General features: G+C 67.1%; 14 protein-coding genes and 1 pseudogene. 8 read left to right on the forward strand and 7 right to left on the reverse strand.

Translation table 11 applies throughout. From position 1 onward, the window contains the following. From DDF67_RS03935 to glyS, 3 genes are all read left to right on the forward strand, one after another. A partial coding sequence (locus DDF67_RS03935) for a fasciclin domain-containing protein (protein ID WP_109099639.1) occupies positions 1-941 on the forward strand: 941 nt, incomplete at its 5' end. Between the two features lie 98 nt (positions 942-1,039). After that, on the forward strand, positions 1,040-1,936 hold the full coding sequence (locus tag DDF67_RS03940) for a glycine--tRNA ligase subunit alpha (RefSeq protein ID WP_109099640.1): 897 nt from the start codon (positions 1,040-1,042) through the stop codon (positions 1,934-1,936). Positions 1,937-1,941: 5 nt separating this feature from the next. Then, positions 1,942-4,125, forward strand: a complete 2,184-nt coding sequence (gene glyS / locus DDF67_RS03945) for a glycine--tRNA ligase subunit beta (protein ID WP_109099641.1) — start codon at positions 1,942-1,944, stop codon at positions 4,123-4,125. A gap of 126 nt (positions 4,126-4,251) precedes the next feature. Here glyS and DDF67_RS03950 read toward each other — a convergent pair. Further along, positions 4,252-5,278: pseudogene (locus tag DDF67_RS03950) on the reverse strand (NUDIX hydrolase). Continuing rightward, positions 5,247-5,888, reverse strand: a complete 642-nt coding sequence (locus tag DDF67_RS03955) for a YfbR-like 5'-deoxynucleotidase (protein WP_109099668.1) — start codon at positions 5,886-5,888, stop codon at positions 5,247-5,249. Before DDF67_RS03955 ends, DDF67_RS03950 begins: the two are co-directional and overlap by 32 nt. 138 nt (positions 5,889-6,026) lie before the next feature. Between DDF67_RS03955 and DDF67_RS03960 the strand changes: the two genes are divergently transcribed. Beyond that, positions 6,027-6,839, forward strand: a complete 813-nt coding sequence (locus DDF67_RS03960; protein WP_109099643.1) for a universal stress protein — start codon at positions 6,027-6,029, stop codon at positions 6,837-6,839. Between the two features lie 32 nt (positions 6,840-6,871). Continuing rightward, positions 6,872-7,243 carry a hypothetical protein gene (locus tag DDF67_RS03965; RefSeq protein ID WP_109099644.1) on the forward strand — a complete coding sequence of 124 codons (372 nt, stop codon included), beginning with the start codon at positions 6,872-6,874 and terminating at the stop codon, positions 7,241-7,243. A gap of 153 nt (positions 7,244-7,396) precedes the next feature. Here DDF67_RS03965 and DDF67_RS03970 read toward each other — a convergent pair whose 3' ends face one another. The 5 genes from DDF67_RS03970 to DDF67_RS03985 form a co-directional block, all read right to left on the reverse strand. After that, complete coding sequence (locus tag DDF67_RS03970) at positions 7,397-8,194, reverse strand: hypothetical protein (RefSeq protein WP_109099645.1); 798 nt, start codon at positions 8,192-8,194, stop codon at positions 7,397-7,399. Between the two features lie 76 nt (positions 8,195-8,270). Then, entirely contained in the window at positions 8,271-9,137 is an 867-nt protein-coding gene (locus tag DDF67_RS03975) for an AAA family ATPase (protein ID WP_109099646.1), read from the reverse strand. Positions 9,138-9,227: 90 nt separating this feature from the next. Continuing rightward, entirely contained in the window at positions 9,228-9,383 is a 156-nt protein-coding gene (locus tag DDF67_RS25690) for a hypothetical protein (protein WP_199229146.1), read from the reverse strand. Between the two features lie 107 nt (positions 9,384-9,490). Then, on the reverse strand, positions 9,491-9,877 hold the full coding sequence (locus DDF67_RS03980; protein ID WP_109099647.1) for a primosomal protein: 387 nt from the start codon (positions 9,875-9,877) through the stop codon (positions 9,491-9,493). An 80-nt stretch (positions 9,878-9,957) separates the two neighbouring features. After that, positions 9,958-11,751: a tetratricopeptide repeat protein gene (locus DDF67_RS03985; RefSeq protein ID WP_109099648.1), complete on the reverse strand. Its 1,794-nt coding sequence runs from the start codon at positions 11,749-11,751 to the stop codon at positions 9,958-9,960. A gap of 191 nt (positions 11,752-11,942) precedes the next feature. Between DDF67_RS03985 and flbT the strand changes: the two genes are divergently transcribed. From flbT to DDF67_RS04000, 3 genes are all read left to right on the forward strand, one after another. Next, complete coding sequence (gene flbT, locus DDF67_RS03990; RefSeq protein ID WP_058350349.1) at positions 11,943-12,368, forward strand: flagellar biosynthesis repressor FlbT; 426 nt, start codon at positions 11,943-11,945, stop codon at positions 12,366-12,368. Next, a complete protein-coding gene (gene flaF, locus DDF67_RS03995) occupies positions 12,328-12,690 on the forward strand; it encodes a flagellar biosynthesis regulator FlaF (RefSeq protein ID WP_109099649.1) in 363 nt (120 codons plus the stop codon). Before flbT ends, flaF begins: the two co-directional genes overlap by 41 nt. A gap of 303 nt (positions 12,691-12,993) precedes the next feature. After that, positions 12,994-13,818: a flagellin gene (locus tag DDF67_RS04000; RefSeq protein ID WP_109099650.1), complete on the forward strand. Its 825-nt coding sequence runs from the start codon at positions 12,994-12,996 to the stop codon at positions 13,816-13,818. Positions 13,819-14,002: the final 184 nt, after the last annotated feature.

Here is a 14,002-nt window from a genome sequence, read left to right on the forward strand (position 1 = left end):
CGCCGGCCCAGCCGCCGGCCGCCGCGCCGCCGGCCGCGACCTCGGCGCCGGCGACCCCGGCCGCCAAGGTGACCCCGAACGGCGACCTGATCGCCACGGCCCAGGCTTCCGGCCAGTTCACGACCTTCCTCAAGGCCCTGGACGCCACCAACCTGACCAGCGTGCTGAAGAGCAATCCGAACCTGACGGTGTTCGCCCCCACCGACGCGGCCTTCGCGGCCCTGCCGGCCGGTGAACTCGACCGCCTGATGCAGCCGGCCAACGCCGCCCAGCTGCAGAAGGTGCTGACCTACCACGTGATCAACACCAAGGTGGACAGCAGCAAGATCACCGGCGCCAAGGGCGAGGTGAAGACGGTCGAGGGCTCGTCGGTGACGCTGGACGGCAGCGGCGCCTCGCCGATGGTCGACGGCGCCAACATCGTTCAGGCCGACGTCATGGCCACCAACGGCGTGCTGCACGTGGTCGACAAGGTGCTGATCCCCAAGGACGCGCCCCTCCAGGCCGCCGCGGCCGCGACCGACGACGCCGCGACCAGCATGGCCTCGGCCACGGCCAACGGCGACGCCATGTCGGCCACCGACGCCGGCGCTGACGTCGCGGCCCAGGCCGCGCCCGCCGCGGCTCCTGCGCCCGACCAGGCCACGACCCCGTCGGCCACTGACGCCCCGGCCGACCAGGCCATGAACCCGACGACCTCGCCGGCTCCCACCGATCCGACCGCCGCCACGACCGCTCCGGCGGCGGACACCGGCACGGCCGCTCCGACCTCGGCCGCCCTGCCGGCCTCGTCGATGAGCCCCGACCAGCAGGCGACCCTGAAGGCCGGCGACGCCAACGTCGTCTCCAACCCGCCGGTCGCCGACACGCCGGAGAACCGCAAGGCCTACGGCGCGCCGATGTCGAACGCCGGCAAGCGTTCGGGCGCCAAGGGCAACTAACTGAGCATAGCGCTCGATAAACGACGTCCACTTCGCTTGAAGCGACAGTCGGCGGGCCCTATGGTCCGCCGACTTTTTCAGGCCCCTGTTCGGACGTCATGCCCGCCGCCCCCAAATCCTTTCAAAGCCTCATCCTGACGCTCCATAACTACTGGAGCGAAAAGGGCTGCGTGATCCTGCAGCCGCACGACGTCGAAGTGGGGGCGGGGACGCTGCACCCGGCCACGGTGCTGCGCGCGCTTGGTCCCAAGCCGTGGAACGCGGCCTATGTGCAGCCCTCGCGCCGTCCGGGCGACGGCCGCTATGGCGAGAACCCCAACCGCCTGCAGCATTATTATCAGTACCAGGTGATCCTGAAGCCGAACCCGGCCAACATGCAGGACCTGTACCTGGGCTCGCTGGAGGCTATCGGCCTGGACCTGCGAACCCACGACATCCGCTTCGTCGAAGACGACTGGGAAAACCCCACCGTCGGGGCCTGGGGCCTGGGCTGGGAAGTCTGGTGCGACGGCATGGAAGTCAGCCAATACACCTACTTCCAGCAGGTCGGCGGCCTGGACGTGAACCCGGTTGCGGGTGAGCTGACCTACGGCCTGGAACGCCTGGCCATGTACGTGTTCGGCGTCGACAACGTCTACGACCTGCCGTTCAACGATCCCGACTCGCCGCTGGGCGCGCTGACCTATGGCGACGTCTTCCTGGCCAACGAGCGCCAGCAGTCGGAAGCCAACTTCCACGGCTATGACGTGTCCGTGCTCAAGCAGCAGTTCGAGCAGATGGAAGAGCAGGTGCCGCTGATGCTGGCCCGCTCCTACAAGAACGAGACGCTCGTCCTGCCCGCCTACGACATGGTCCTCAAGGCCAGCCACCTCTTCAACCTGATGAACGCCCGCGGCGCGATCGCCGTCGCCGAGCGCGCCAGCTACATCGGCCGCATCCGCGACCTTTGTAAGATGTGCGCCCAGAAATGGGTCGAGCTGCAGGAAGCCGCGTAACTCCGATGCCTCAACTGCTTCTCGAACTGTTCTCCGAAGAGATTCCCGCCCGCATGCAGGGCCAGGCCGCCAAGGACCTGGAGCGCATGGCGCGCGACCATCTGGCCGCCGCCGGCTTCCTGCCCGAGGCCCTGAAGACCTTCGCCGGCCCTCGCCGCCTGACCCTGGTGGCCGAAGGCCTGCCGCTGGCCCAGGCCGACCGCAAGGAAGAGCTGAAAGGGCCCCGCGTCGGCGCCCCGCAGCAGGCCATGGACGGCTTCCTGCGCAAGGCGGGCCTGACGCAGGACCAGCTGGTCGAGCAGAACGGCGTCTGGATGGCCTTCGTCGAGAAGAAGGGCCGCCCGACCGCCGAGATCGTCGCCGAGATGGTGGAAGCCATCGTCCGCGGCTTTGCCTGGCCCAAGTCGATGACCTGGGGCACGGGCAAGCTGCGCTGGGTGCGTCCGCTCAAGCGCATCCTCTGCGTACTCGATCGTGAAGTCGTGCCGTTCAGCATCGACGGCATCGAAAGCGGCGACGTCACCGAGGGCCACCGCTTCATGGGCGACGCGAAACCCTTCGTCGCCAAGGACTTCGACGAGTATTCCGCCGGCCTGGAGGCGCACTACGTCGTGCTCGACGTCGAGGAGCGCAAGGAACGCATCCTGGAAGGCTGCAAGACCCTGTGCTTCGCCCGTCACCTGGAGCTGGTCGAGGACCAGGGACTTCTGGAAGAGGTCGCGGGCCTGGCCGAATGGCCCACGCCCGTGCTGGGCGACATGGACCCGTCGTTCCTGGATCTGCCGCCCGAGGTGATCCGCACCTCGATGCGCACCCACCAGAAGTATTTCGCCGTGCGCAAGCCGGGCGAGGCGGGCCTAGCCCCGCACTTCATCACCGTGGCCAACATCGAGGCCAAGGACGGCGGCAAGGTGATCGCCGCCGGCAACGCCAAGGTGCTGTCGTCGCGCCTGGCCGACGCCCGCTTCTTCTGGGACGAGGACGTCAAGACCGGCTTCGAGCCGTGGCTGGCGAAGCTGGACGGCGTGACCTTCCACGCCAAGCTCGGCACGATGAAGCAGCGCGTGGACCGCATTGTCGCCCTGGCCGGCGAGATCGCGCCCCTGGTCGGCGCCGATGTCGAGAAGGCCAGGGAAGCCGCGCGCCTGGCCAAGGCCGACCTGACCTCGCAGATGGTCGGCGAGTTCCCCGAGCTTCAGGGGATCATGGGCGGCTACTACGCCCGCCACTTCGGCCTCGACGGCGAGGTCGCCGCCGCCGTGCAGGACCACTACAAGCCGCAAGGCCCCTCGGACGCCGTGCCGACCGCGCCGGTGAGCGTGGCCGTGGCCCTGGCCGATAAGCTGGACACCTTGACGGCCTTCTTCGCGATTAATGAAAAGCCGACAGGATCAAAGGATCCGTATGCGCTTCGTCGTGCAGCGCTTGGTGTAATTCGATCGATCTTGTTGAGTGGTGCGCGGGTGCCTCTTGGTTTGGTGCTTGGAGTTGCGTGGGCGCAGGCGCGAATCGACGCTGCGAATATAGAGAAGAAAATCGCTCAATCTTTGATCGGTAAATCGATTTCGGCGGCTGAAAACGTCCGGCAATCTGTTGAGGCTGTGTCCTCCGCCTTTAATGATAGTGGGGTGGGTGAAGGGGGGGAGTATTTCCGAGATAAGCTGAATTCCGCTGTCGAAGAACTACTCTCTTTCTTCGCTGATCGCCTGAAGGTGACGCTGAAGGATCAGGGCAAGCGTCACGACCTGGTCGACGCCGTGTTCGCCCTGGGCGACGACGACCTCGTGCGCATCGTCGCGCGGGTGGAAGCCCTGGACGGCTTCCTGAAGACCGACGACGGCAAGAACCTGCTGGCCGGCTACAAGCGCGCCTCCAATATCCTCAAGGCCGAGGAGAAGAAGGGTCCGCTGCCTGAAGGCCAGGCCGAGGAGCCGGCCGCCGACAGCGCCGCCGAGGTCGGGCTCTACCAGGCCCTGCGCCTGCTGGACCGCCCGCTGAAGGACGCCCTGGCCAAGGAAGACTTCACCGGCGCCATGGCCCAGCTGGCCGAGCTGCGCGGCCCGGTGGACGCCTATCTCGACGGCGTCTTCGTCAACGACCCCGAGCACCGCGACAACCGCCTCAAGACCCTGGCCGCCGTCCGTACGGCGATGGGGCAGGTGGCGGACTTTGGGTTGGTGGCTGGCTGATATCGATCCTCCCCCTGAAGGGGGAGGTGGCCCAGAGGGCCGGAGGGGGAAGGGGCTGCCGAGGCGGTCATGACTTCCCCCTCAGTCGGCTTCGCCGACAGCTCCCCCTTCAGGGGGAGCATCTTGTCAGTCCCGCAGCAGCGGCAGCGAAAGCCCGCCGGCCTGGCGGGCGCCCAGGATCTCGCGGCGGAAGCGGAACAGCTCGGCGGGCCTGCCGCCGGTCTCGCTGTCCAGGCGCCCCAGGCCCTCGACCAGGTCCTCGCGCTCGACCACGCGGCGGAAGTTCTGCTTGTGCAGCGGCACGCCGGCGATGGCCTCGACCGTCCGCTGCAGGGCCGACAGCGTGAACTCGGCGGGCATCAGCTCGAAGGCGACGGGGCGGTACTTGATCTTGCCCCGCAGGCGGGAAAGCCCCGTGGCCAGGATCCGCCGGTGGTCGGAGATCATCGGCTCGCCCAGGGCGGCAGACAGGGCGACAGGCTCGGCCGGATCGTGGCCGTCGGCGCGGTCGCGGTCGCGGGCGGCTTCGGGCGCCAGGCCGGCCTCATAGAGCAGCTCGTAGCGCTCCAGCACCCGTTCCTCGTTCCAAGGCGCGCCATCGAGGGCGAAGGCCAGGCGGGCGCGCGAGAGGCGGTCGGCGTCGTCGCCGGCCCAGCGGCGCAGGGCCGGGGCGATGGCCTCGTCCAGCAGGGCGGGACGGCCGGCGCGCCAGTCTTCCCACGGGAAGAACCTGCTCCACGGCGCCCAGGCGGTGTCGGGCGCCTGGGTGTCGGTGGCCTTGGGCGTCAGGCCCAGATAGCCGATCGAGACCACGCGCGCCGCGCCCGCGCCGACCTCGGCCCGGGGGGCGTCGCGGCCCTTGTCGCCGAAGGTGTAGAGCTGTTCGACATAGCCCAGCTGGAACCGGGTCTGCTCGGTCACGAAGGCGCGCAGGGCCAGTTCGAAGGTGCGGTGGCCCTCGGGGTCGAAGGGGCCGAACGGCAGGCCGGGCAGGGGCGAGGCGATGTCGGTGACGGCGTCGTGCGGGCGCACGGTCAGCACCACCACCTCGCCGTCGCGCACGGCCACGACGACGGCCGACAGGCCGATGACGATGCCGGAAGAGGAAGCCGACGGAGCCGTCATTCGGTCTCGAACGCTTCGCCCGGCGCAGACTCGTAGCCGGCCGCCTTGGACAGCACGTGGAAGCGCTGGACGTAGCGGGCCTGCGCCTCGAACGGGGGCAGGGGCGTGATCTTCAGGTCGTAGCCGGCCGGCGGCGCGCCGAAGATCGACAGCGATTCGGCGTGCTCGAAACCGGCCAGCTGGGTGGCCTCGAAGAAGGCGCAGGCGCGGTCGGCCTGCTTGATCAGCTTCTTGACCGGGGCCGGGGTCTTCACCGGCAGGCCGAAGCGGATGTGGATGGCGTCTTCCAGCCGCGCCTCGAAGTCCTTGTACGACATGCCCAGCGCCGCCTTGAACGGGCTGATCATGTCGCCGATCACATATTCGGAGGCGTCGTGCAGCAGGGCGGCCAGGCGCCAGCGCGGCTCCAGGTCGGGCTTGATGTGGGTCGCGATCTCCTCGACCACCAGGCTGTGCTGGGCCACCGAGAAGCCGTGTTCGCCGATCGTCTGACCGTTCCAGCGGGCCACCCGCGCCAGACCGTGGGCGATGTCCTCGATCTCGATATCCATGGGCGAGGGGTCCAGCAGGTCCAGCCTGCGGCCCGACAGCATCCGCTGCCACGCCCTCGGAGGGCTCTTATGCAGCCCTTTGGCCACGAGATCGTTCCTTATGGTGAAGGTGGTTTGAGTGCCGCATCGGTTGATGAAGATCAATGATGGCCCGGCCCGACGCCTGTGGAAATGCGTTTTGTCAGAAAGCGTGCCGTCACACGCCATGGACAAGGAGGACCGATCATGAGCTGGGCAAGGATCATGGCGCCGCTGGCCGGCGCCCGGCCCGACGAGGGCGTGCTGCGCGCGGCGGCCGAGCTGGCGCGGGCCTTCGACGCCGAACTGGCCGCCGTCCATGCTCCGGCCGACGTGGCCGACCTGATGCCGTGGATGGGCGAGGGCTTCATGGGCGGCGTGCAGGTCACGGCCCTGGAAAGCCTGAAGGAAGCCGCCGTCGAGGGCGCGCACGCCGTCGAGAACATGGTGGGCGCCGTCGGCTATGCGAAGTCGCGCGTGGTGACGTTGGAATCGCCGGTCTGGGCGGGGCTGGCTATGGAGTGCCGGCTGTCGGACGTTATCGTGTTCGACAATGCCGCCGCGCGGGGCAAGGGCCCCCTGGCCGAGGCCTTCCAGCAGATGATCGCCGACGAGCAGCGGCCCGTCGTGGTCGCACGCGAGGGCCTGAAGGTCGGCGGCGCGGCCCTAGTCGCCTGGGATGGCGGCAAGGAAGCCAGCCGGGCCCTGCGCACGGCCCTGCCGCTGCTGCAGAAGGCCTCGCGAGTGGTCGTCGCCGGCGCGCCGGCGGCGTCGTCGCGCAGCTTCGAACTGGCCCGGATGGTCGACTTCCTTGCCGCTCGCGGCGTCTCGGCTCAGGTGCGCGTGCTGGAGGGCTCGCACGACGCGGCCAAGTTGCTGCTGGAGGCGGCGAGGGCGGAAGGCGCCGACTTCCTGGTCGCCGGCGCCTTCGGTCACCCGCGCCTGCAGGAGTTCATCTTCGGCGGCACGACGCGCAGCCTGCTCAACGCCGACGGCCCGTCGCTATTTCTTTCGCACTGATATTAACGCCAACCATAAGAAGGAGGCAGTCCATGTCCCTATCGCGCATCGTCATGCGTCTGGCCCGCAATCCGGGCACCGAATTCGCCGGCGGCGACGATCACCGCGGCTACGCCCTGACCGCGCCCCTGACGGAAGACGGTCACCTGGACGAGGCCGAGTACGCCAAGGCCAAGAAGGAGTGCGCGGTGCGCCGTTTCGCCCCCGACGAGGATCCTGCCGACGGCCGCCTGGCCCGGCGCGGCGAGCGCTGGTTCTTCGACTATGACGAGGACGACCATATCGACGATGAGCCCGTCCACCGCCTGGGCCAGCACCGTTTCGCCCTGGGCGAATACGTCACCGTGACCGACGAGGACGGCCGGCCCCTGACCTACAAGGTGATGGAAGTCACGCCGATCTGAGACTCAAGATCCTCCCCCTGAAGGGGGAGGTGTCGGCGAAGCCGACGGTGGGGGATGTGGCTGTTGAATCAGCAACTCCCTCGACGTCCGCAGTTACTTCCCCCTCCGGCCCTCCGGGCCACCTCCCCCTTCAGGGGGAGGATCTGGGTAGCTTCACCCACCGACGTTGTGGCGCACCAGGGCCTTCATGTCCTTGAACAGGTCGCCGTCCTCGGAGTTACGGTCCTTGGCCTTGACGATGGCCACTGCCAGCGGGCCGCCCTTGGGGCCGCGGGCCTCGTAACCGGCCAGGTGATAGCCTGCCGGAGCCTTGTCGCTGGCCAGCACCAGCGTGGCGCGGACGCCGTCGTTTTCCTTCTGGCGGTGGCGCACGACCGCGCCGTGATCGTCGGCCCGGATGTCGACCTCGCCGTCCTTGTCGTCGGAGCTGCTGACGCGGACGGTGCGGCTTTCGCCGCCGCCGTCCTTGCCGGTGACGTTCTTGGTGATGCGGACCTGCGCTTCGCCGTCGTCGGCGTTGATGGTCATGCCGCCGATGCGGATGTTAGCGCCTTCGTCGCGGGCGTCGATGCTGACGCCGGGCAGCTTGATCTGCGCCGTCTCCTTACCCTTGGGCGCCTTGGGCGCGGTCGAGGACTTCAGGTGCGGCATCAGCGCCTTTAGGTCGGTCTCGATCGGGTTCAGCGCCGCCTCGGCGTCGTCGCCTTGCAGGGCCACCAGGCGCAGGGTCACCTCGGCGTTTTCGCCGGCGTAGCCGCAGGATCTACCGTCCGGGGCGATGCTGACGCGCGTCAGCCGGCCCTGGCGGTCGGGACAGTCCAGCCGCTCGATGGCGCGCAGCGGCTCGCGCTTGTGGATCACCCGCTCGTGCCGCTCGGTTTTCACCGAGGCGGGCGGCGAGCAGGCGGCGAGGGCGGCGGCGCCGGCGGCCAGGACGAGGATCAGGCGCATCGAGAAATATCCTTCACGTTCGGCGCGAAGGTGTGCGGCTCGGCGACCGGCGTCCAATGAAATTGCGGTAACGGGACTATTGGCCCGGGCGGGCGCCGCCTTCGCGGCGGGCCAGGAAGGCCAGGCGCTCGAACAGGTGGACGTCCTGTTCGTTCTTCAACAGGGCGCCATGCAGCGGCGGGATCAGCTTGGTCGGATCCTTCTCGCGCAGCACGGTCTCGTCGATATCCTCGACCAGCAGCAGCTTCAGCCAGTCCAGCAGCTCCGAGGTCGACGGCTTCTTCTTCAGGCCCGGAACCTTGCGCATGTCGTAGAAGATGCGCAGGGCCTCGGCGACCAGCTTCTGCTTGATGCCGGGGAAGTGCACGTCGACGATGGCCTGCATCGTCTGCTCCTCGGGGAAGCGGATATAGTGGAAGAAACAGCGGCGCAGGAAGGCGTCCGGCAGTTCCTTCTCGTTGTTCGAGGTGATGATCATCACCGGCCGCACCTTGGCCTTGATGGTCTCGCCGGTCTCGTAGACGAAGAACTCCATGCGATCGAGCTCCTGCAGGAGGTCGTTCGGGAACTCGATGTCGGCCTTGTCGATCTCGTCGATCAGCAGCACCGGTCGGACGGGCGATTCGAACGCCTCCCAGAGCTTGCCCTTCTTGATGTAGTTCTTGACGTCCTTGACGCGCTCGTCGCCCAGCTGGCTGTCGCGCAGGCGGGTGACGGCATCGTACTCGTAGAGGCCTTGCTGGGCCTTGGTCGTCGACTTGATATGCCAGGTCAGCAGCGGCGCATTCATCGCCTTGGCCACCTCGTAGGCCAGGACCGTCTTGCCGGTGCCCGGCTCGCCCTTGATCAGCAGGGGGCGTTCCAGGGCCACGGCCGCGTTGACGGCGACCTTCAGGTCCTCGGTGGCGACGTAGTCGGCGGTGCCTTCGAAGCGCGAGTTCATGCGGTGTCCCTGAACGGCGGCCCCGAATGGAGCGCGCCTCGAACAAGTGTTCAAATCTTCAGGGCTAACCTACAGAGCCGCGCCGCGCGATCAAGACGGGTTGTGCGGGGGCTGACGATGGCGACGCGCGACCGAGGGCGGATCGCTGGCCGGGAAGCTGTCTTCCAGGCCTTCCTCCAGCTGGTCTTCCAAATATTCCGCCTGGTCGGTTTCGTCGTGCGGGGCTTCGGGCTTGGGATCGGACATGCGGGGATCTCCTGTCAGGCCTTGGCCAAGCCTGACGCGATGGGGCGAATAGCGCAACTAGGGGTCTGGGCGAGGGCGGGCTAGAACGGATCGCTCGCGGCTTTGGCCTAGCGGCGGCGTTCGTAGCCGAGGGCCTCGATGTCGTCGTCGGCCAGGCGGGTCGACTCGTAGTCCGACGGCTCCTCGTCGTCGGAAGAGATCACGTCCTCGTCCGACAGGCCGCCGCCGACGGGATCCAAGGGCTCGCGCTCGACGTCGAGGCCCTCGTCGTCACGGCCGCCTTCCAGCTCGTCCTCAATGTCGTCGAGCTCGGACTCGTCGAGAATGTCGTAATCCTCGTCTTCGTCCTCGGCGGCGTCGTCGTCGGCCTGGGTGACGTCGTAGACGTCTTCGATCTCGTCGAAATTGGCGATGTCCTGGCCGTCGTCGGTCAGGTTGGTCTCGTCCAGGACCTCGGCGACATCCTGCGGGTCGTAATCGGCTTCCGGCGGCATGGCGGGTCTCCCTGATGGGGCGACGATCGCCGCCCGTTCAGGAAATCAAACCCGCCCCCGCGCCCGATGTTCCTGGCCGATTATTTCGCGAAGTCGGCCAGGGCGCCGGCGACGTCGGTCATGATCGGCCGCCAGTCGTCGTAGTCCGGCGCGATGAAGCAGCGGCACTGCGGATACCAGGGCGAATGGTCCGAACCCAGGCGCGTCCACGAGGCCGCGCCGGTCAGCATCCAGATCGGCGCGCCGCAGGCGCCGGCCAGGTTGATGGTGGCGTTGGAGAAGCCGATGACCAGATCGAGCGCGCAGGAGAGGGCGGCCACGTCGTCGAGGTCCTGCTTCAGGTCGATGCCCGGCGGGGTCCAGATCTCGACGCCCAGCTGCTCGCGGGCGTAGGCGATCTCCTCGTTGCAGTCGCCGTACTGCAGGTTGATGAACGAGACGCCGGGCGTCCTCAGGACCGGCTCCCACAGCTCGAACGGCGAGAACAGGCGCGCGCGCTCGGCGTTCAGTTTCAGGCTTTTCCACAGAAGGCCGACCTTGGGTCCGGGCGGAGCGTCCTCCAGCACCTTCTTCCAGTGAGCGACGCGCTCGGGATCGGGGGTCAGGAAGCGCTCGCGCTTGGGGAAGGCCTCGACCGACGGGCGCAGCGTCTCCAGCAGCGAGCCCATGGGAACCCAGCAGTCGATCCCCGACCAGTCCTCGATGAAGGGGGCGTCGCGATAGATGTGTCCTTCGTAGGAGACCGTGCGGTGGACGGCGACATTGGCCTGCGGATAGCTGCGCTCGAACAGCGGCACGAGGCGGCGCTCCACCAGGATCGACAGCGCACCGTCCGGGCCCAGGGCTTCTGCGACATCGGGCAGGGTGTTGGCGAACATCACCTCGTCGCCCAGGCCCTGCTCGGCGACCACCAGCATGCGCTTGCCGGCGAAGCCGTCGTCGGGCGTCCAGCGCTTGACCGGGAACTGGTAGTTGGGAACGCCCCCCAGCTCGGTCGACAGACGCGCGCTGTAGGCCGCCCAGCCTTCGGTCACGCGGCCCAGCGCCAGCAGGATGGTCGAGCGCGCGAAGCTCATGGCCGCCAGGTCTTCCGCGGAATCGGCCACCAGGATGCCGGCGTCGCAGTCGGCGAGGGCGCCCTCGACGTCGCCCAGGTCCAGGCGGGCGAAGGCGCGGTTGTGCAGGCCCTTGCCGAACAGCGGCGCCAGGCGAAGCACCTCGTCGAAGAAGGTCACGGCCGTGCGGCCTTCGCCCAGGCTGCACATCACCGTGCCCAGGGTGTTCCACAGAACCGGCTGGGTGGGATTGGCCTGGATGGCGGGCTTGAGGATGTCGATCGCCGCCGACTCCTGGTTCAGGTCGCGCAGGGCGCAGGCCAGGTTGTTGGTCGCCTCGAGGCTGTTGGGATTGGCTTTCAGCGAATGCATGAACAGCTTGGCGGCGATTTCCGGCATTTCCATTCGGAACGCCAGGCGGCCAAGGTCGCCGGCCACGGCGGCCTCGTCGGGCAGCAGCTTCAGCGCCGCGTCGTAGCAGTGCATCGAGGAAGCGAAGTCGCCCAGCTTCTCGCGGGCCACGGCCAGGACGTGCCAGGCCGGTCCGGCGCGCTCGTTCTTCTTGAGGGCCTTGAGGGCGGTCTTCTCGGCCAGGGCGTACTCGCCGCGCTGCACGGCGATGATCGCCTTGTTCAGCAGCTTGATGGTGGACGGGTCCTGGATCGTATGGGCTTCGCGATTGAGGCGGGCGATCGAATCGGCCGAAGCGGAATCGCCCAGCTGGGACGCGCGCAGGCCCGGAAGGACCCCTTGACCGGCCGCCTCCTGGGCGGTTGCGAGGGCGGCGGCCGAGATTCCGGAGCCGAGATTGCGGGACATGCGTACACCTTGGCGATTGGGTGGCTTCATCCTCTGGGCGAGTATGCTTAATTGTGTCCTAAGCTGCGACTTACGGTCGCGTGGCCGGCAATAGGGCGTTAACCCGCTGCCCTCTAGGTTCCGGTCGAACGCCATACCGGCGAACCGCCATGACGGCGGACGGGCGCAGCGATGGAAAGGAACGGCTAGAAGTGCCTTTGAAGCTGTCGCTTAAGCCCGGCGAGAAATTCGTGCTCAACGGGGCGGTCGTCCAGAACGGCGATCGTCGCGGGGTGCTGGTCCTGCAGAACAAGGCTTCGGTGCTGCGTGAAAAGGACATCATGCAGCCTGACCAGGTGACCACGCCATCGCGTCACATCTACTTCCCGGTCATGATGATGTACCTGGAAGAGAGCGGCGCTGAGAAATACTACGACGAGTTCGCCATGCGCCTGACCGAGTTCATGGGCGTGGTGCGGAACCCAGAGGTGCTGGCCGATTGCATCGCGATCTCCAAGCACGTCATGGCCCGCGAGTACTACAAGGCGCTCATGCTGAGCCGTAAGTTGATCGATTACGAAGACAAGAGGTTGGGGAATGTCTCTTCGGGCCTACCAGCAGGCGGCGACCAGGACTGAGAATCCGCGTGAGGTCGAGTATCGCCTGTTCGGACAGGTGACGCGCGCCCTCATGGAGGCTTCCGAGGCCGACGTGAACGACATCCAGACGCGCATCCACGCGCTGGATTGGAACCGCCGCGTCTGGTCGGCGCTGGCGACCGACTGCGCCCTGCCTGAGAACACCATGACCAAGGAATTGCGGGCGAGCATCATCTCGCTGAGCATCTGGGTCGGTCGTCACTCGAGCCTGGTCATGCGCAAGGAAGAGGACTTCGAGCCTCTGATCGAGATCAACCGCATGATCATGCAGGGGCTGGCGGGCCGCGCCGAAGCGGCCTGATCCGCCCCTGAGTTCCAGGCCTTGAAGTCTGCCTTGCCGGCGCGATCCCCATTCTTCCGGTAGGCGCATTTCAGACCACGGCGCAGCTCGGCGCCGATTGCCGCCTCCCTTCGGAAAAACCTGCCGCCCGGCGAATGTTGCATTCGCCGGGCGGTTTCGTTTCTGGGGCGCCATTCAAAATTTCCGTTTTATTTCAATCGATTACGATCTGGCCTGAACTGGCCCGCCGTTTGCGATGGTTCCCGCGGGCAAAACGCCCGACCGGCAAAATGCCGGGGCTCTCCACCAAAACGGTAGGTTCCTATGATCGCCAACTCCATCAACACCAACGCCGGCGCGATGATCGCGCTGCAAAACCTGAACGCCACCAACTCGGAGCTGACCACCACCCAGCAACGCATCAACACCGGCAAGAAGATCTCGAACGCCAAGGATAACGGCGCGATCTGGTCGATGGCGGAGATGCAGAGCGCGACCTCGAGCTCGTTGAATGCCGTGAAGGACTCGCTCCAGCGCGGTCAGTCGACCATCGACGTTGCGTTGGCGGCCGGCGACACGGTCACCGACCTGCTCGGCAAGATGAAGGAAAAGGCCCTGGCCGCTTCCGACACCTCGCTCAACACCGCTTCCTTCAAGGCGCTGCAGGCCGACTTCACGTCGCTGCGCGACCAGATCACCAAGGCCGTGACCAACGCCAAGTTCAACGGCGCCAGCGTGGTGGACGGTTCGACCACCAAGCTCGCGTTCCTCGCGAACGAAACCGGCGCGGCGTTCACCGTCACCTCGCGGACCCTGTCCCTCACGGGCATCGGCCTGACGACAACGACGACCTTCACGACGGCCGCTTCTGCGAAGACGATGATCGCCACGATCGATACGGCTCTGCAGACCGCGACCAACAAGCTGGCCTCGCTCGGCACCAACTCGGTGGGCCTGGACATGCACTTGACCTTCATGGGCAAGCTGCAGGACAGCCTCGACGCCGGTGTCGGCAACCTGGTCGATGCGGACATGGCCAAGGAAAGCGCCAAGCTGCAGTCGCTGCAAACCAAGCAGCAACTGGGCGTGCAGGCACTGTCCATCGCCAACCAGGCGCCCCAATCGATCATGTCGCTCTTCCGCGGCTGATCGAAGAAGCGCCGAACCTGGCGATCAAGCGCCGGGCGATCGAAAGATCGCCCGGCGTTTTCTTTTGTTCCGCAGCCTGATTTTCGCCGATCGCTGGTCGGTTTGCAGGTGGGCAATTCGGTCGCATCTGCCGAAAGCTGCCCGGCAATATTTGCCGGACGGGTGTCCAGCTCGGCAGAAATTG

This window comes from Caulobacter endophyticus, from assembly GCF_003116815.1.
In the GTDB taxonomy this organism is placed as follows: domain Bacteria; phylum Pseudomonadota; class Alphaproteobacteria; order Caulobacterales; family Caulobacteraceae; genus Caulobacter; species Caulobacter endophyticus.